Source organism: Streptomyces sp. NPDC049879 (genome assembly GCF_044461265.1).
Taxonomy (GTDB): Bacteria; Actinomycetota; Actinomycetes; order Streptomycetales; family Streptomycetaceae; genus Streptomyces.
In genome coordinates this window covers 1-17563 of record NZ_JBITKT010000002.1, presented here as the reverse complement: position 1 = coordinate 17563, position 17563 = coordinate 1, and the positions used below count along the sequence as shown (strand labels likewise).

Sequence of the window (17563 nt, the reverse complement as noted above, 5' to 3'; positions counted from 1 at the left end):
GGGCCGGGCAGGCTCGGGCCATGAAGTTCAGGCTGCGGCCCGGCAGCGTCGCACGCGCCGAGGATCTGTTCACCGCATGTGTACGGGAATGCGCCGCCTATGTGGCCGGGGGCGGTGGCGACGCCGCCCTCGTCGCGGCGATCGGCGCCCTCGTCGTCGAGCACTCCGCCCACGAGCCCTCCGCCGAGCGCGCCTTCGACGCGCTCCTGCGCACCGGCCAACACGCCCTCGACGCAGGGGAGATACGGCTCGCCCGCCGCATCGCCGACTCCGCCGTCGCGCTCCGCGCCCGCTCCAAGGGCGCCTGGCGGCTGCGCGGGAGCGCGCTGGAGGCGGACGGACGCGAGATCGAGGCCGTGGAGGCGTACGAGCGCTACCAGTCGCTCGCCGCCGGCGGCACCGAGGATGTCGCGCGCCGCCTCACCGTGCTGCGCGCCAAGCGCAACGCGCTCCTCGCCGCCGACACCGTCGACCCCGGCGCGCGCCTGCGCGAGCTGCCGCGCGTCGAGGTGCGCGCCGCCCTCACCGACGCCATGGAACGCCGCCTCGCCGGCCACGGCGCCACCGACCCCGGCACCCGCGCGCTCGCCGAGGCGTTCGGCACGTACAGCCGCCTCGCCGTCGACGGCGCGATGGCGGACCCGCTGCTCGGCGGCGCCACGCCCCTCGGCGTCGGCGACCTGCGCGGCCAGGTCGAGGGCCGTACGGTCTGCGTCGTCGCGAATGGCGAGGAGGTCGCGGCCGGTGGCCTCGGCGCGACGATCGACGCGTACGACGTGGTCGTGCGCGTCGACTCCTTCCGCCTCCACCCGCCCGGCACCGGCGCGCGCACCGACGTCCACGCCGTCGCGCACCGCAGCGGCGGCCCCGGCTGGCGGCAGCAGGTGACGACGCGCCTGGTCTTCGGCGACAAGCCGTCCGAGTGGCGCGAGGCGGTGCGGGAGCGGCTCGTGCCGGGCGCGCAGCGTTGGGTCGGCGACCGCACCCTGGCCCGCCCCCTGCGCGACCCGGCCCTGATCGGCGAGGCGCGCTGGGCGGCCGACACGAGCACCGCGTTCACCGTCGTGCGGCTGCTGGACTTCCTCGACGTCAGCGAGCGTCTCGATCTGATCGGCTTCGACCGGCCTGGGCAGCTGCGGGCCGAGGAGCGCCAGTGGATCCGGGCGCACGCGCGCGGGAACGACGGTCCGCTGACCGCGCTGCGCTGAGGATCGGCGCCACCGCCAGGTCGCGGTGGCGCCACAGGCGGGCGAGGAGGTCGCGTTCGTGGGTGGGGAAGTCGTCGCCCGCGACGCCCTGGTCGGCCCGTTCGCGCAGCAGCGCGAGGGCGGCGGCGGTGGCCTGGTAGTCGGCGACGGCGCGCGCCCCGGCGGGGCCGTGGCGCCGTCGCGCGAGCCGGCGTGAGCGGGTGCGCGACCGGAGTGAGCCGAGCGCTTCGGGCTCCCCCTCGGTCAGCCAGCCCGCCTCGGTGTAGAGGGGCAGGGTGCGGCGGACGCTGCGCAGCTGCCGCCGCCGTTCGCGCAGCGCCAGGCGGCTCAGCAGGGCGAAGACGGGCAGCATCAGCAGGACGTAGACGGCGGCGAAGCCGAGGAACGACAGGGCGGTGGACGCGTTCCACACCGAGTGGAGCGCGATCGCGGCGGCGAGCCCGAGCGGCGGCAGTGCCAGGCGCTGCCCGCGCCGCTCGGGCGGCAGCGTGGCGGCGAGGCCGATGGCGGCGCCGGTCAGCGCGGTGAAGACCGGGTGCGCGAAGGGCGCGACGAGGACGCGGACGACGAACGTCATCACCGCCGTCGAGTCGATCATCCCGGTGGCGCCCGCGAGGCGGTCCTGCGTGACGGCGCTGCCGAGGTAGAGGACGTTCTCCGTGAACGCGAAGCCCGTCGCCGACAGACCGGCCGTGACGAGACCGGCCAGCACGCCGTGGAACAGCACCGGCCGGTACAGGAAGAGCAGCAGCACCACGGCGCCCTTCCCGACCTCCTCGACCACCGGCGCGACCAGCGTGAGGCGCAGCATGTCGTCGTGCGCCGGCGCGACGGTGTCGGACGCGCCGGTGAGCCAGCGCCACATCACGCCGTTCATCACGAGCGCCGTGAAGGTGGCCGCGCACGCCCCCCAGCAGAAGGCGAAGAACAGCGTGCGCGCCGGCTTGGGCGCCACCGCGTCGAGCCGCGCGAACACCACGGCGACGAACGGCAGCGGCAGCAGCGCCAGCGCCACCCCGGACGCGAACCCCTCGGCGCCCGCCTCGTGCCTGATCACCAGCGCCACCAGCACCGCGCACACCACCAGCGGCCCCCAGACCAGCACCGGGGACGGTGAGAACGCGGGGCGTGGGGGGAACGCGTGGGGCACCCGCCCGACTTTACGGGCTGCGCGCCCGGCCGGGACAGACCGTGCGCGAGCCGTACGGCGGTGGGGTGTACGCGTCAGCCCAGGCGCCGGAAGAGCAGGTCCCGCACGGTGTGTCCCTTCGCGAGCCCCTGGAGCTCGAAGCGCGTCGCCGGGCGCCCCGCCGCGCGCGGGGGCGCGTAACCCCCGTCGGGCGCCGTGTTCGCGAACGACGGGCTCGCCGTCAGCACCTCCAGCATCCACGCGGCGTACGGCTCCCAGTCGGTCGCGCAGTGCAGCAGCGCCCCCGGCGCCATGCGCGAGGCGGCCAGCTCGGTGAACTCCGGCTGGATGATGCGGCGCTTGTGGTGGCGCGTCTTGGGCCACGGGTCGGGGAAGAAGACGCGGACGCCGGCGAGCGCGCCCGGCGGGACCATCTCGCGCAGCAGGATGAGCGCGTCGCCGTTGGCCACCCGTACGTTGCCGAGGCCGCGCTCGTCGGCGAGGCGCAGCAGGTTGCCCTGGCCGGGGGTGTGGACGTCGCAGGCGAGGATGCCGGTGCCGGGGTCGGCGGCGGCCATCGCGGCGGTGGCCTCGCCCATGCCGAAGCCGATCTCCAGGACGACCGGCAGGCCGCCGAAGAGCGCGTCGAGGTCGAGGACGGCGCGCCCGTCGACCTCGGTGCCGCGCTCGGGCCACAGCCGCAGGAGCGCGTCGCGCTGGGCGGCGGTGACGCGGCTGCGGCGCGGCTGGAAGCTGCGGATGCGCCGGTCGAAGCGGTTCCCCGCCGGGTCGGCGGCGGGTCCGGCGCCGGGTGGGAACATCGTTCCGGTCACGCCGGAACCGTCAGGGTGCTCGGTCACAATGCGTCCGATTTTACGGTCGGCCGCGGTGGACCCGGCCCGGCCGCCCGTCCCGGGGCGGGCGGGGTGCGGCGTGGGAGGAGCGTGGGAGGAGGGTGGAAAGGGGCGCGGAATGTGGCTGACATCACGTCACCGGCCGTTCAGCGCAGGTCAATGCGCCGTCCACCCTGGAACCGGGACGACACCCGTGTTCGTCGGATGATATGACGTGCATAGGGCGGACGGCGGCGAGCGACGGGACGCCGTACCGTACGGACGGCGCACGGGAGAGGACGCGGGGCATGTCGGACGGCGAGGGCCGGATCGGGCTCGTGGCCACGGTCGGCGTACTCCTGTTCGGTCTCCTGACCGTGCTGGTCGTCATCTCCACCCGCCAGGACGCCACCGCCCCCGCCGACACCGGCGAACTCGTCGCCGACGCCGGAGCCACCCTCGCCCCGACCGCGCCCCCCGCCGCCCTCGGCCGCATCTGGCAGACACCCGCCGTCCCCACCGGCGCCGCCACCGACGGCGGCGGCCCGTCCACCGACACCGCCGACCCCGCGCCCCCGATCCGCCTCTGGGCCCACGACGCGACCCTCGCGACCGTCGCCCCCTCCGGCGTCTCCGGCTACGGCAGCCTCGACGGCACCCGCCTGTGGACCGCCGACGCCCCGCCCGACGCCGGCCCCGTGTGCGCGGCGGGCGACGAGGTGAACGCGTCCGGCATCGGCGCCGTCCTGCGCACGGCCGAGGGCGGCGGCTGCGCGTACCTCAGCGTCATCGACACCGACACCGGCACCACCCTCTGGTCCACCGACCTGACCGACCCCGACCCCGGCGCGCGGCCGGCCGACCCCGCCGACGTCACCGTCACGGCCGGGGACCAGACCGTCACCGTCAACCTCGACGCCGCCGGGACCCCCGCCGCGTTCCACCGCTTCGACGCCGCCACCGGCACCGTCCTGCCCCCGCCCGCGCCCCCGGCCGACGAGCCGCTGTGCCCCGGGGACGCCGAGACGCAGGCCCTGCACCACGCGGGCTCCCGCATCGTCGAGCTGACCCGCTGCACCGGCACCGGCGACCTGCTCCTCAACGCCTACGCCGCCGACACCGGCGAGCTGGAGTGGACGCACCCGGCCGACGACCCCGGCTTCACCCTCTCCGGCGTCGCCGCCGGTGACCCCGTCCTCCTGCGCCAGGGCCCCCAGCTCGTGGCCTACGCCGAAACGGGCGACGAGCTGTGGCGCATGGCCGGGCCGGACCGTTCGCTGGTCACCGGAACGGTCCTGTCCGTCCAGGACGGGCCGCCCGCCGCCGGGCTCGTGCCGCTCGCCGGGTACGACCTGGCCACCGGGCGGCGGCTGTGGACGGAGGACGCCGAGGCGGGCACCCGGTTCTTCGGCGAGGACGACCGCGGCGCGCTGCTCACCGGCCGCGTCACCGGGAACGCCCTGTGGCTCGAATCCCGCGACCCGGCCACCGGCGCCGCCACCCCGGGGCCCATCGCCGAGCTGCCCGCGCACCGCGTCGACGACAGGCTTGCGGTGGCGTACGACGAATACCAGCTGTACGTGCTGGCCACCGTCGAGACCGACGAGGGCCCGGCGCTGCGGCTGCGCGCGTACGAACGCTGAGCCCCGCCGCCCCGCCCCTACCGCTCCTCGCCCGCCAGCACCCGCAGCGCCCGCCCCGCGACCTCCTCGCCGATCGGCAGGCACGCCGTCGCGGCGGGCGACGGCGCGTTCAGCACGTGCACGGTGTGCGGGCCCGACGCGAAGCGGAAGTCGTCCGCCAGCGACCCGTCGGGCAGCACCGCCTGCGCCCGTACGCCCGCGCGGGCCGGCAGCAGGTCCTCGGGCGCCACGCCGGGCAGCAGCCGCCGCACCGCCCGGGTGAACGCGGCGCGCGACCACGACCGCCGCACCTCGCCCGCGCCGTACCGCCAGTGCCGCGCCGCCATCCGCCACGCGCCGCCGTACCCCAGCGTCCCGCCGACGTCGCGCCAGCGGACCGTACGCCAGTCGTACCCCTCGCGGGCGAGCGCGGGCACGGCGTTCGGCCCGACGTGCACCTCGCCGTCGAGCCCCGCCGTCAGATGGACGCCGAGGAACGGGAACGCCGGGTCGGGCACCGGATAGACCAGGCCGCGCACGAGGTGCGCCCGCTCGGGCCGCAGCCGGTAGAACTCGCCCCTGAACGGCACCACCCGCAGCCCCGGATCGTCCCCCGCGAGCCGCGCCACGCGATCGGCGTGCAAGCCGGCGCAGTTCACCAGCGCGCGCCCCCGCAGCACCTCCCCGCGCGCCGTACGCACCGCCACGCCCACGCCCGGCCGCCGGTCCACCGCCACGACCTCCGCCGACCGCCGTACGTCGGGCCCGGCCGCCAACACCCGCGCCACCGCCGTGAAGTCGCACTGTCCCGTCGTCAGGACCCGCAGCGCCGCCAGGCCCCGCACCTCCGGCTCGTACTCCGCGATCTGCGCGGGCCCCAGCTCGCGCACAGGCACCCCGTTGCGCCGCGCACGCTGCGCCAGGTCGTGCAGCCTGGGCAGTTCACCCGGCCGCGTCGCGACGACGAGCTTGCCCGGCACCGCGTGCGGAACGCCGTGCCGCGCGCAGAAGTCCACCAGCGCCGCCGCGCCCCGCACCGCGAAGCGCGCCTTCAGCGACCCGGGCCGGTAGTACAGCCCGCTGTGGATCACCCCGCTGTTGCGCCCGGTCTGATGGCGCGCCAGGCCAGGCTCCTTCTCCAGCACCGTCACGGCGATCCCCGGCCGCGCGGCGCGCAGCGCGTACGCGGTGGCGAGCCCCACGATCCCGCCGCCCACGACCAGCACATCACAGTCGTACGACACTCCGGTGCCCGCGCGCGTCATACGCCCCATCATGCCGGGGCGGCGAGCACCACGCGCGCCTGCTCCTGCAACTGCCGCACCAGCGGCTCGTGTCCGTACGGCGCGAGGCGGTGCAGCAGGTCCCGCACGTAGTCCGTGGTCCGCGCCGACGAGATGCGGCCCGCGACCTCCACCGCGCGCGCCCCGACCGCGCAGGCCTTGTCCAGGTTCCCCGACTCCAGCTCCGCCACGGCCGCGACGACGAGCCGCAGCCCGTGCGACCTGACGAACTCCTCGGTCGGCTCGGACAGCGCCTGCTCGGTGAACCGCCGCACCTGGCCCGGGACTTTGAGGTCGATGTAGCACTCGGCCGCGTCGGCGGCGAGCCGGTCGTGCGCGTAGAAGTCGAGCCAGCTCGGGTCGTCGTCGCCGACGCGCGAGCGCTCCAGGAAGCTCTCGGCCGCCGACAGGGCGCGGCCGCAGCCCGGCGCGTCGTGCGCCTTCGCCAGCGCGCGCGCCTCGACGAGGTGGAAGAAGCTCATGGTCCGCGCCGTGGCCAGCGAACGGTTCCGCTCCAGCGCCGCCTGCGCCAGGTCCACGCCCTCCTCGGCGAAGCCCCGGTAGGTCGCCTGGAGCGACATCGACGCCAGCACGTAGCCGCCGAGCGGCGCGTCGGCCGCCGCGCGGGCGAGCCGCAGCGCCTGGATGTAGTACCGCTGCGCCGCCTCCTGCTGGCCGGTGTCGAACGCCATCCAGCCCGCCAGCCGCGTCAGTTCGGCCGTCGCGCGGAACAGCTGGCGGCCGACCTCGTCCGTGTAGCCGCGCTGGAGCAGCGGCGCCGCGTCCGTGCGCAGGCACTCGGGCACCATCGACGAACGCCAGTCCCCGCCGCCGTACTTGGAGTCCCAGCGGCGCGCCTCCTCGGCAGCCTCCCGCAGTTTGGCGACGTCCGAGTGGCCGACGCGTCCTCCCGCGCCGCCCTCCGGCTGCTGCCCGCCAGGCCGCGCCTCGCCCGCCTCCCGGGCGACCGAGGCGTCGGCCTGGCATATCAGCCAGCGCGACACGGGCCCGGCGTACGCGCTGACGGCGAACGAGCCCGCCAGCGACTGCCAGATGCCCTTCCCCGGCGTGACGTCGAGCCGGAACAGCTCCGTCGCCGCGTCCACCGCGCCCGCCACGTCACGCGGGAACGCGAGGCCCACCTCGGGCGCCGGGTCGGTGTCCGCGAGCCCGATCTCGTGCAGCGGCACCGGCCGGCCCAGCTTGCCGCTGATCGCCGCCGCGATCAGATGCGGCGCGGAGCCCTGCGGCACCATGCCCTTGGTCACCCAGCGGGCGACGGAGGTCTTGTCGTAGCGCAGCGTGAGGCCGCGCTGCGCGCCGAGATCGTTGACCCGCCGGGCGAGACCGGCGTTGCTGATCCCCGCAAGGGCGAGAACCGCGCCCAGCTTCTCGTTCGGCCCGCGTTGCTCCCTGGACATGCGCGCACCCCTGACACACCCAACGGCAGCCCCACGACCAGCGCGGGGCTTCCCGTACCCTCCGCCAACCCAGCGTAGTTCGGTGCCTCCTGACCGTTAAGGGGGTGAATCCCGGTTGGCGTGTTTATGACCGTACGGACGTACGAGAGCTGACCCCTCCCGCGCGCGTGCTCCACCCATGTGGCCGTGCGCCCGGCCGTGCGCTCTGGCCGTCCGGCGGACCCGGCGCTTCGATGGTCACCGCGTGGGTCGGCCCGCTGCCCTCACGGAACCGGCGGGCCGGGGGAAGCCGCCGTCCCCATCCCCGCGGGCGGCGGACCGGTCCGGGAGACGGCCGGCGTCTCCCGGACCGCGGCCGCGGGCGCCCGTACGCGCCCCCGCCATCCGCCGCTCTCCGGCCACACTTTGGCCGAAAAGCACCAGGCGCCCCCGCGCGCTCCGCGCACCCCGGCGTGAACGGTCCGCTACCGCGCGGCAGTTCGCCACGCCGCGCGAACGACCTCCCCGGTGTGCCCCGTTCACCCCTGTCCCATGGCAGCATGGCCCTGGGCACCTGCGCGACGGTCCGGAATCCGGACGTCCCCGGGGGAGGCTCCCAAGGCTCCGGACTCACTGGGGGAGGCGGCGATGCGGTGGTTGGTCGGGTGGTGCGGAGCCGCCGCCAGCGCTGCCCGTGACATCCAGCCGCTGGGCGCGCACCTGCTCTGGGACGGCCCCGACCCCCTCTGGGCCGTGGGCGACTGGCGCGCCGACGAGATCCGCCTCGTCCACGCCGACGGCGACACGCACCTCGCCGTCTTCGGCCACTGCGGCGCCGACGACGCGACGCTGCGCCGCTCCCTCGTCTCCGCGCGCGCCGGCGCGCTCCGCCAGCTCACCACCTGGCCCGGCAGCTACACCGCCGTCGCCCGCTTCGGCCGCCGCACCGTCGTGCCCGCCGACCTCGCGGGCGTCCGGCCCGTCTTCCACACCGACTGGGCGGGCGGCAGCGCCTACGCCACGGCCGCGCTCCCGCTGGCCGACCTCACCGAGGCCCAGCTCGACGTCCCGTACCTCGCGGCGCTCCTCGCCGCCCCGGAGGCCCCGGAGGCCACCGGCGACGGCACCCCGTACCGCGGCGTCCACCGCGTCCCGCCGGGACACGCCCTGATGCTCCGCGAGGGCGGCAGCCGCGACGTCCTGGACTACGAACCCGCCGCCCCGCTCGTCGTCGCCGCCCCGCCCGTCGACCACGAGGTCGCCGTCGCCGGGGTGCGCGACGCCCTCGTCGAGGCCGTCCGCACCCGCCTCGCCGCGCCACGGCACGCGCCCGCCACGGACGGCGGCCCCGTCCCCGGCATGGGCCCGGCCGACCGGCACGGCGCCCGGCACGCCGAGCCCGCGCCCGGCGTCGGCGCCGACCTCTCGGGCGGCAGCGCCTCCGCGACCCTCGCCCTCCTCGCCGCGGGCCTGCCCGGCATGCCCGGCACGGTCTTCGGCACCGGCGCGACCCAGGCGGGCGAACGCCTCCTCGCCGTCACGTTCAACGACCTCACGCCGTCCGGCACCGGCACCCCCGGCGGCATCGCCCGCGCCGCCGAGCTGGAACGGGCCCGCGCCATCGCCGAGAACCCCCGGCTCCACCACATCGTCGTCACCGGCGGCGAGGAGGCCCTGCCGTACGCGGGCCTCGCCAACGGGCCGCTCACCGACGAACCGGGCCCCTCCCTCGTCATCGCCGCGCGCCACCGGCACCGCCTCACCGCGGGCAGCGCCGACCACTTCGTGGGGAACGGCGCGCGCCAGGTCATCGACGCCCACCCCGCGCGCCTGGCCGACCTGCTGCTCGACCGGCGCCGCCGCCACCTGCTGCGCCCGGTCACCGCGCTGGCCAGGGCGACGGGCGGCGGCGGGCGGTCGGTCATGGTGCCGCTCACGATCTACCGCGCCGCGCGCCGCCTCGCCAGGACCAGCTACTCGGAGGGCCTCACCGGCGCCGCCGTCGCGCTGCGCGGACCCCTCGGGGCGCTGCCCGGCGCCTCGGAACGGGACAGCGCGCTCGTCGCGTCCCTGGCCGCCCTCGCCTGGTCGCGCCCGGGGCCCGCCGCGCAGTGGCTCACGGGGGAGGCACTGGCGGAAGTATCGATTCGGCTCGAAGCGGTGGCCGCGCGCCCCCGCTCGGCGGCGGGCGTCGGGCGCCCCGGCGTGCGCCGGGCGGGCGCCGCGCTGGCCCGCGGCGCGGCCGACCACCGCGTCTTCGAGCAGGCCGTCGAGGTCCGCCACCAGCGGCTGCACGCCCCGTTCTTCGACAACCAGGTCGTCCGCGCCTCCCAGGCGCTCCCGGAGACGCTCCGCGTCCAGCCGGGCGCCCGCGCCGACGTGCTGCGCGCCGTGCTCCAGGGCGCGGGCGTACGCGACCTGCCCCCCGGCTGGGGCGCCACCACCCAGGCTGTGACGCACGGCGAGTCCGTCCGCACCGGCCTGCGGGCGCACATCGGCGAACTCGTGGACCTCTTCGACGCGCCGCTCCTCGCCGACGCCGGGCTGATCGAGGCCCGTGTCGTCCGCAAGGCGCTGCGCGCCGCCGTCGAGGGGGAGCCGCTTCCCCTCGACGGCCTCGCCGAGCTGGTCTCGACGGAGGTGTGGCTGCGCCGCCTCCTCACCCGCCGCGGCTCCTGCTGGACGGCCGAGGGCAACCACGACCCGCGCGCCGTCACCAGCGGCGTGAGCCCCTGACCCGGACCCCGGCGACGGGCCACCGGCGCGTGGCACGGCACCACGGCGCGAACGCCCGGAACCGGGCATCGCCCCCGGACGCGCGGGCGTGACGCCCACGGACCTCCAGCCCGCGGCTCAGTCGCACAAGGGACAGCGCCCCGCAGACACATACGCGCGACTGCGGTTCCCGGCAGACGGCGAGGCGGTCTCCCCCCTCCGCATGACAGCGGACCGGCGAGGCCGCGACCCTGGCCCGCCGGACGCCGCCCCGCGGACAGGGGCGGCGGCCCCGCGTCCGTGTCCCTTGCCCTCGTGCCCACGGTCGGCGCGACGGCGCGGATCCTCCGCTCAGGGCGTCAAGGTGAAGCGGCGGCATACATACACGCGGGTGAACTCCGCCCGCAGCGCGTCCACCTCGGCGAGTGTCCCGTGCAGGAAGAGCGCGACGGGCCGCAGCCCCAGCCGGACAGCGGTGACCGCGCGCTCCGGTTCGCCGGGCGAGGTGTACTGGTCGGCGTACACATGGACGTAGTGGTCACTCTCGGCGAAGCCCATCGCCCGGTACCAGCGCAGGGTCGCCGGGAGATCCCTTGTCCAGGCGTCGAGCGTGCCGATCCCCAGGGCGCGTACGCGGTTCCTGGCCTCGGCGAGCAGCGCCCGGCCTATGCCCTGGTGCTGGTGGTCGGGGTGCACGGCGACGCTGTCGATGGTGGCCAGCGGCTCCCCTCCCGCGCCTTCGGCCGGGACATCCACCGTGACGTCCATGAGCCCTGTGACGACGCCCGCGGCGTCGACCGCCACCAGCTCGAACCCGGGCGGGGCGATCACCGGCTTCGCCGGGAGGACGTTGTCGTAGTACGGCGTGTCCAGGAAGGACAGGACGCGGCAGCGCAGCCAGGAGGGCTCGTCAGCGGCTGCGTAGGCGCGGATGGACCAGGGCGCGGGCGCGACTTCGCGCGCGGGCGCCGAAGCTGTGGGCGGGTGAGGGGACATGGGAGCGATCCTCCGGAAGCGTGGAGCGGTCGGGACGGCTGAGGACACGCGCACTGTTCGTCACGCTCCGTAGTCTTCCCGCCGCTCGGCCGCCCGGTCAACCGGATTTGTCCGGCTCACGCGCAGGCGATCTCCGAGTCCGCCCAGTCCGCCAGCGCCACCGCCCCCAGCCGGTCCGCCGGCTCGACGGTCAGCCGCAGCTCCTCGACGCCCGCGAGCGGCACGTCGAGCCGAACCGCGCCGTCCCTGCCGGAGATCACGTCCGAGCGCCACAGCCGCACCCCGTCCGCGTAGACGGTGAACACGGCCGACCCGAGCCCGCGCGACATGTCGTCGATCCCCACCGCCGCCCGGTAGGCGAGGCACTCGCGGTTCAGGTCCACCGTCACCGACGACTGCGCACCGACCGTGATCCCGTGGCCATACTCCTCGCCGCCGATCTCCAGCCCCGTCCGCTGCCACACCGGGCTGCTGCCCGCGAGACGCACCACCGGAGCGTCACCCTCCGCCGCCACGTCGTACGAGAGGCTGCTCAACTCGTACTCCCACGGCTCGGGTTCCGGCTCCTCCGGCTCAGGCTCCGGCTCGGGAGCGGGCGGCGCGGGTTCCGCGGGCGTCGGCTCGGGCTCGGGCTCCTCCGGTGTCGGCTCAGGCTCCGGTTCCGGCTCGGGCGGCACCGGCCGTTCGGGCGTCGGCTCGGGTTCCGGCTCCTCCGGCGCGGGCTCAGGCGCCGGGTCCGCCGGCGTCGGCTCGGGCACGGCCGGAGCCGACGGCGCCGGATCGCGCGGCGTCGCCGCCCGGTCGTCCGACGGGTCGGAGCCCATCAGCGCGAACGCCACCACCGCGGCGACCGCCGTCGCCACCACCCCCGACGCGATCCCTGCCTTCAGCGGCGCGCCCAGCCCCTCGGCCGCCGCACCACCCCCCGCCCCCGCGCCTCCGCCTGCCGCCGCGGCACCCGTCCCGGTACCCGCGCCCGCGACCCCGAGCCACAGCGCCGCCCCGCCACGTGTCCCCGCCTCCAGCGCGAACCAGCCGATCAGCGCCACCGGGAGCACCGCGCCGATCCGCGTGTTGAGATCCCGCACCTCCAGCGCGGCCGTCTCGCAACGCGCGCACTCCTGCAGGTGCTTGCGCAGCCCACGCTCCGCCCGCGACCGTAAGCCCCCGCGCGCGTACGCCCCCAGGCGCGGCGCATACCGCGCGCAGTCCCCGCCCGCCAGCAGCGAACGGCTGACGTGCTGCTGGAGGAACGCCTGCCGCAGCCCCTCCCGCGCCCGGTGCGCCAGCACGGCGGTCGCGTTGGGCGTCAGCCCGAGCAGCGGCGCGACGTCACGGGGCGACGCCTCCTCCACCGTCGTGTGCCACAGCACCGTCTGCCAGCGTTCCGGCAGACTGCGGAAGGCCCGGACGGCCATCGACGCGTCCGCCTCCCGCATGGCCCGCACGTCGGCGCCGACCTCGAGCGCCGTCTCGTCCCCGGCGAGCGCGGCCTCCGCCGACACCGCGAACTCGGCGAAGTCCTCGACGAGCTGCTCACGCCGCGCCGTGCGCGCCCAGTCCGCCGCGACGCGCCGCACCGACGTCAGCAGGTACGCGCGCACCGACGCCTGCGGACCGGCCCCGCCCCGCACGGCCTGGAGCGTGGCCGTGAACACCTCGTTCGTCAGGTCGTCCGCCGTGTCCGAGTCACGGCAGCAGGTCCTCGCGTACCGGCGCACCGCCGCGGCGTGGCGCCGGTACAGCTCGTCGTACGCGCCGGTGTCACCCCCGCGCATCCGCTCGACCAGCTCAAGGTCGGACGTCCCGGACGCCCCCTGCTCCCGCCGCTGCCGTGGCACCGTGGAACCGCCGCCCTGCCCCTCAACGCCCATCGCGCGAAGCCCTCGTTATGTACACCGCTGTCAGCAACAGGCGCCAGCGTCCCACAGCCCGGCGCCCCCGGCCGCCGCTGCCACCCCAACACCACTCTTCCGAGGGGATTTACGCCGGACGATCCACCCCGTCACACCGAGGAGCACCACGCCAAGGCGTCAACAGCACGCAGATCAACGCCCGTTGGCGCGCAGCCCCTGCAAGAGAATCGCCAACAGCCGTGTCTCAGCGGCAGATTGCCGTCCGGCGTCCTCCAGGCGAGGCGGTGTCGTCGCTATGACCAGCATCAGGTCCGCCACCGTCACATCCGACCGCAGCTCACCCGCCGCCCGGGTCCGCTCCACCAACTTGCCGACGGCGGACAGCAGCTCGTGCGTCCCCGCGCCCCGCTGCTGCGGCACGCGCACCGCCGCGGAACCCTCGGGCTCCGCCGCCGTCGCCGACAACAGCTCGGGCGGCAGCAACCGCCCGGCCCCCGCCGCCGCCGACCGCTGCACGAACCCCTCCAGCGCACGCCACGGTTCGTCCTCCACCGCGAGCGCCTCGCGGGCCCGCGCCGTCAGCCGCTCCGTCTCCTCGGCCGCGATGTACCGGACCAGCGCCTCCTTGTTGGGGAACCGCCGGTAGACCGTGCCCACTCCCACCCGGGCCCGGCGCGCCACCTCCTCCATCGGCGCCCCGTAGCCCTGCTCACCGAAAACATCCCGCGCCGCGCTCAGCACATGCCGCAGATTGCGCTGCGCATCCACCCGCAACGGCCCGTTCCTGCGGCCCGTTTGCTCCTGATCACCGGACACCCCGGCCCCCGTACCCGTATTCCCCATGACCCCCGTTACCCCGTTTCCCCCGTTGGACGAGCGGCCCAGCCGCCCCTGATGACGCACGTACGAACTTAGTTGAGTGCACTGACAGTGAGAAGCCGAATGCGCCGCCGACCACCCCCGCAATGCAGACAAACCACCCCGATCCACCGCCCCGATCCTCCCCGAACGGAGCACCGTCCGGTGCAACCTGTGGACAAACACGCGCCCCCGGGTGCCTCATGGACAGGTGACGAAGCGACCCGCGCACATCGTTGTGATCGGCGGCGGCCATGTCGGGCTCTACACCGCCCACCGCCTCCAGCACCGACTGCGGCGCGGGCTACGGCGCGGCGATGTGCGGATCACCGTCGTCAGCCCCGACCCCTACATGACCTACCAGCCCTTCCTCCCCGAAGCCGCCGCCGGCTCCCTGTCACCCCGCCACGTCGTCGTCCCCCTCCGCCGCGTCCTCGACCGGTGCCGCGTCCTCGCGGGCCAGGCCACCACCGTGGACACCGCGCGCCGCACCGTCACCGTCCGCACCGCCGCGGCCCCCCACACCCCGGGCGGCACGACGGGCGCCGACGCCGACGCCGATGTCACCGGCGACACCACCGGCCCCGGTGTCGTCCACCTGTCCTACGACGAACTCGTCCTCGCCCCCGGTTCCATCGCCCGCACCCTCCCCGTCCCCGGCCTCGCCGACCACGGCATCGGCTTCCGCACCGTCGAGGAGGCCATCGGCCTGCGCAACCACGTCCTCGAACAGCTGGACATCGCCGCCTCCACCCGCGACACCGACGTCCGCGACGCCGCCCTCACCTTCGTCTTCGTCGGCGGCGGCTACGCGGGCGTCGAGGCACTCGCCGAACTGGAGGACATGGCCCGCCACGCCTGCCGCCACTACCCCTCCCTCCGCCCCGAGGAGCAGAAGTGGATGCTCGTCGAGGCCGGCGACCGCATCCTCCCCGAGGTCGGCGACCGCATGGGCGCCTACGCACTCCGCGAACTGCGCCGCCGCAACATCGACGTACGCCTCGGCACCCGCCTCGAATCCTGCGAGCACCGCACCGCCGTCCTCAGCGACGGCACCCGCCACCCCGCCCGCACCCTCGTCTGGACCGCAGGCGTCAAGCCGCACCCCGTCCTCGCCCGTTTCGGCGTCCCCCTCGACGAACGGGGCCGCGTCCGCTGCACCCCGACCCTCCAGGTCCAGGACACCGCGCACGTCTGGGCCGCCGGCGACGCAGCCGCCATCCCCGACCTGACGTCCGAAACCCCCGGCGCCCTCTGCGCCCCCAACGCCCAGCACGCCGTCCGCCAGGCCCGCCGCCTCGCCGACAACATCGCCGCCACCCTCGCCGGACGCCCCCTCGCCGACTACCGCTACCGCAACGCCGGCTCCGTCGCGTCCCTCGGCCTCCACAAGGGTGTCGCCCGCGTCTACGGCCGCCGCCTCACCGGCCGTACCGCCTGGTTCGTCCACCGCGCGTACCACCTCTCCCGCGTCCCCACCGTCAACCGCAAGGCACGCGTCCTCGCCGAATGGACCCTTGCGGGATTGTTCAAACGTGAGATCGTCTCCCTCGGCTCGCTGGAACACCCGAGGGCCGAATTCGAGCTGGCGGCGGGCACCCCCCGCGACCCCGAGGACACCTGACGCCGGACCGCCGTGTGACCATGGACGAGCAGGCACGCGGCGAGCAGCACCAGACCAGGACCAGGAACGACGCGGAACGAATCGGAACGGAAGCTGTGAATTTCACGCGCTGGGGACTCCGGCTGCCCGGAACGCAGCGGCGGCGCGCCGCCCCCGCCCGAACCGAGCCCGCCACCGTGCCGTCGGCCCGCACCGAGCCGAAGGACATCGGCCCCCCGCCCTCCCGCCCGCCGTCGGGCCCCGGCGTGGACGCCCACGCCGTCCACGAGCTGCTCGGCCAGGTGCCCGCCCCGGTCGCCGTCGTCCACGGACCCGACCACCGCGTCGCCTACGTCAACACCGCGTACGCCTCGCTCTTCGGCCCCCGCGCCCCCGGCGCCCCGGCCCGCGAGACCCTCCCCGAACTGGGTGAACTCGGCCTCATCCCCCTCATGGACCAGGTCCAGCGCAGCGGTACGCCCCGCACCCTCAAGTCCCGCCGCGTCCCGGGCCACACGCGCGACAGCCACTTCACCTTCACCTGCGCCCCCGTCCGCCTCTCCCTCACCGGCACCCCGGCGGAACGGCGCGGCGTCCTCGTCTTCGCCTCCGATGTGACCGACCAGGTCGTCTCCGCCGCCCGCCTGCGCGAGAGCGAGAGCCAGCAGCGCGCCGCCGCCGTCACCCTCCAGCGCAGCCTGCTGCCGCAGGAGCTGGAGCAGCCGGACGACCTCCGCGTCGCCGCCACCTACCAGCCGGGCGGCCGGGACGCGGCCGTCGGCGGCGACTGGTACGACGTCATCACCCTCGGCGCGGGCCGTACGGCCGTGGTGATCGGCGACGTCATGGGCCGGGGCGTGCGCGCGGCGGCGGTCATGGGCCAGCTGCGCACCGCCGTGCGCGCCTACGCGCGCCTGGACCTGCCGCCGCACGAGGTGATCCAGCTCCTCGACGGCCTCGCCGCCGACATCGACGCGACCCAGATCGCGACCTGCCTGTACGCGGTCCACGACCCGAACGAGGGCACGCTCACCTACGCCTCGGCCGGCCACCTCCCCGTCCTCATCAGGGAACGCGACGGCACGGTTCACCGGGCCGCCGAACCGGTCGGCCCCCCGCTCGGCACCGGCGGCTGGACCCACGCCTCCGGCACCGTCCCGTTCCCCTCGGGCGCCACCGCCGTCCTCTACACCGACGGCCTGGTCGAACGGCGCGACGCCGACATCGACGAGGGCATCGACGCGCTGGAGCACGCGCTCGCGGGCGCCGACGACACCCCGGGGATCGTCTGCGACCGGCTGCTGCGCTCCCTGGGCATCACCGAGGACCACGACGACGACGTGGCCATCCTCGTCCTCACCTGCCCGCACCGGCACGGCGAGGAGGCCGACCTCTTCCGCGGCGCCGCGCTCGACCTCCTCGGCGGCATCGAGGCGGCGCCCCGCGCCCGCGCCTTCGCGGACGGCGTCCTCGCCAGCTGGCGGTTCCCCGAGGAACTGCGCGACCTCGGCGTGCTCGCGGCGAGCGAGCTGGTCGCCAACTCCCTGAAGCACGGCCGCGCCCCGATGGGCCTGCGCCTGCGCCGCACCGACCGCCGCCTGATCGTGGAGGTGACGGACGGGGACGAGCACCTCCCGCGCCGCCAGGTCGCCGCGCCGGCGGACGAGGCGGGCCGGGGAATGCAGGTCATCGCCGCGATCGCCGCCGACTGGGGCGCCCGCAGGCTGCCCGAGGGCGGCAAGGCGGTCTGGGCGGAGTTCGCGCTGCCCGGTCCGAGTTGACGCTCCCCGGCCCACCGCGTAACGTAGCCCGAGCGCTCGTCAAGGGCGCCTTTGCTTCGTCCTGGACGAAGCGGCCATCTCTTGGCACACCAGCCGATAGACCTGCCGACCCGAAGAGGGTCTGTTTTGGTTTTCCCAGAACAGCCCGCCGGGACCGGATTTGGAAAACGGAGGGGAATGGGCCTAGAGTTGGGAACACCGAAGGGAAGCGCCCGGAGAGGCCTGAGAGGGTCTTGAAGGAAGCGTCCGTTCCTTGAGAACTCAACAGCGTGCCAAAAG

At 75.7% G+C, this 17563-nt stretch carries 12 protein-coding genes; 5 read left to right on the top strand and 7 right to left on the bottom strand.

Features of this window, described 5'->3' with window-relative positions:
- Nucleotides 1–20 precede the first annotated feature (20 nt).
- Nucleotides 21–1208 (top strand): hypothetical protein, encoded by a 1188-nt coding sequence (locus ACIBPC_RS06915; RefSeq protein ID WP_398841808.1) that lies wholly within the window; start codon nucleotides 21–23, stop codon nucleotides 1206–1208.
- Here ACIBPC_RS06915 and ACIBPC_RS06910 read toward each other — a convergent pair.
- Both ACIBPC_RS06910 and trmB read right to left on the bottom strand, forming a co-directional pair.
- Nucleotides 1090–2358, bottom strand: coding sequence for a PrsW family intramembrane metalloprotease (locus ACIBPC_RS06910; RefSeq protein ID WP_362968118.1), 1269 nt, complete (start codon nucleotides 2356–2358; stop codon nucleotides 1090–1092). The two genes, ACIBPC_RS06915 and ACIBPC_RS06910, sit on opposite strands and share 119 nt — an antisense overlap.
- 74 nt (nucleotides 2359–2432) lie before the next feature.
- Nucleotides 2433–3158, bottom strand: coding sequence for a tRNA (guanosine(46)-N7)-methyltransferase TrmB (gene trmB, locus ACIBPC_RS06905; protein WP_398842985.1), 726 nt, complete (start codon nucleotides 3156–3158; stop codon nucleotides 2433–2435).
- A 320-nt stretch (nucleotides 3159–3478) separates the two neighbouring features.
- Here trmB and ACIBPC_RS06900 point away from each other — a divergent pair, with 320 nt between their 5' ends.
- Nucleotides 3479–4813, top strand: coding sequence for a PQQ-binding-like beta-propeller repeat protein (locus tag ACIBPC_RS06900; RefSeq protein ID WP_398841806.1), 1335 nt, complete (start codon nucleotides 3479–3481; stop codon nucleotides 4811–4813).
- A 17-nt stretch (nucleotides 4814–4830) separates the two neighbouring features.
- Here ACIBPC_RS06900 and lhgO read toward each other — a convergent pair whose 3' ends face one another.
- Both lhgO and ACIBPC_RS06890 read right to left on the bottom strand, forming a co-directional pair.
- Nucleotides 4831–6057 (bottom strand): L-2-hydroxyglutarate oxidase, encoded by a 1227-nt coding sequence (lhgO, locus tag ACIBPC_RS06895; RefSeq protein ID WP_398841805.1) that lies wholly within the window; start codon nucleotides 6055–6057, stop codon nucleotides 4831–4833.
- 8 nt (nucleotides 6058–6065) lie between these two features.
- Nucleotides 6066–7496 (bottom strand): MFS transporter, encoded by a 1431-nt coding sequence (locus ACIBPC_RS06890; RefSeq protein ID WP_362968115.1) that lies wholly within the window; start codon nucleotides 7494–7496, stop codon nucleotides 6066–6068.
- Between the two features lie 627 nt (nucleotides 7497–8123).
- On the opposite strand from ACIBPC_RS06890, the gene ACIBPC_RS06885 reads away from it, so the two are divergent.
- Nucleotides 8124–10211, top strand: coding sequence for an asparagine synthase (locus ACIBPC_RS06885; RefSeq protein WP_362968114.1), 2088 nt, complete (start codon nucleotides 8124–8126; stop codon nucleotides 10209–10211).
- 330 nt (nucleotides 10212–10541) lie between these two features.
- Here ACIBPC_RS06885 and ACIBPC_RS06880 read toward each other — a convergent pair whose 3' ends face one another.
- The 3 genes from ACIBPC_RS06880 to ACIBPC_RS06870 form a co-directional block, all read right to left on the bottom strand.
- Nucleotides 10542–11186, bottom strand: coding sequence for a GNAT family N-acetyltransferase (locus tag ACIBPC_RS06880; protein ID WP_398841804.1), 645 nt, complete (start codon nucleotides 11184–11186; stop codon nucleotides 10542–10544).
- 116 nt (nucleotides 11187–11302) lie between these two features.
- Entirely contained in the window at nucleotides 11303–13060 is a 1758-nt protein-coding gene (locus ACIBPC_RS06875) for a sigma-70 family RNA polymerase sigma factor (protein ID WP_362968112.1), read from the bottom strand.
- A gap of 174 nt (nucleotides 13061–13234) precedes the next feature.
- The gene (locus ACIBPC_RS06870) at nucleotides 13235–13885 is read right to left on the bottom strand and encodes a TetR/AcrR family transcriptional regulator (protein ID WP_398841803.1); all 651 of its coding nucleotides are present in this window, start codon (nucleotides 13883–13885) and stop codon (nucleotides 13235–13237) included.
- A 226-nt stretch (nucleotides 13886–14111) separates the two neighbouring features.
- On the opposite strand from ACIBPC_RS06870, the gene ACIBPC_RS06865 reads away from it, so the two are divergent.
- Together ACIBPC_RS06865 and ACIBPC_RS06860 are read left to right on the top strand one after the other, a co-directional pair.
- Nucleotides 14112–15524 carry an NAD(P)/FAD-dependent oxidoreductase gene (locus ACIBPC_RS06865; protein ID WP_398841802.1) on the top strand — a complete coding sequence of 471 codons (1413 nt, stop codon included), beginning with the start codon at nucleotides 14112–14114 and terminating at the stop codon, nucleotides 15522–15524.
- A gap of 95 nt (nucleotides 15525–15619) precedes the next feature.
- The gene (locus ACIBPC_RS06860) at nucleotides 15620–17284 is read left to right on the top strand and encodes a SpoIIE family protein phosphatase (RefSeq protein WP_398842982.1); all 1665 of its coding nucleotides are present in this window, start codon (nucleotides 15620–15622) and stop codon (nucleotides 17282–17284) included.
- Nucleotides 17285–17563 lie beyond the last annotated feature (279 nt).

What these genes read in the sequence shown, in the direction of transcription:
- ACIBPC_RS06900 (WP_398841806.1), top strand. Translation starts at nt 3,479, where the DNA reads ATGTCGGACGGCGAGGGCCGGATCGGGCTCGTGGCCACGGTCGGCGTA.
- lhgO (WP_398841805.1), bottom strand. Translation starts at nt 6,057, where the DNA reads ATGACGCGCGCGGGCACCGGAGTGTCGTACGACTGTGATGTGCTGGTC.
- ACIBPC_RS06880 (WP_398841804.1), bottom strand. Translation starts at nt 11,186, where the DNA reads ATGTCCCCTCACCCGCCCACAGCTTCGGCGCCCGCGCGCGAAGTCGCG.
- ACIBPC_RS06875 (WP_362968112.1), bottom strand. Translation starts at nt 13,060, where the DNA reads ATGGGCGTTGAGGGGCAGGGCGGCGGTTCCACGGTGCCACGGCAGCGG.
- ACIBPC_RS06890 (WP_362968115.1), bottom strand. Translation starts at nt 7,496, where the DNA reads ATGTCCAGGGAGCAACGCGGGCCGAACGAGAAGCTGGGCGCGGTTCTC.
- ACIBPC_RS06885 (WP_362968114.1), top strand. Translation starts at nt 8,124, where the DNA reads ATGCGGTGGTTGGTCGGGTGGTGCGGAGCCGCCGCCAGCGCTGCCCGT.
- ACIBPC_RS06870 (WP_398841803.1), bottom strand. Translation starts at nt 13,885, where the DNA reads ATGGGGAATACGGGTACGGGGGCCGGGGTGTCCGGTGATCAGGAGCAA.
- ACIBPC_RS06915 (WP_398841808.1), top strand. Translation starts at nt 21, where the DNA reads ATGAAGTTCAGGCTGCGGCCCGGCAGCGTCGCACGCGCCGAGGATCTG.
- trmB (WP_398842985.1), bottom strand. Translation starts at nt 3,158, where the DNA reads ATGTTCCCACCCGGCGCCGGACCCGCCGCCGACCCGGCGGGGAACCGC.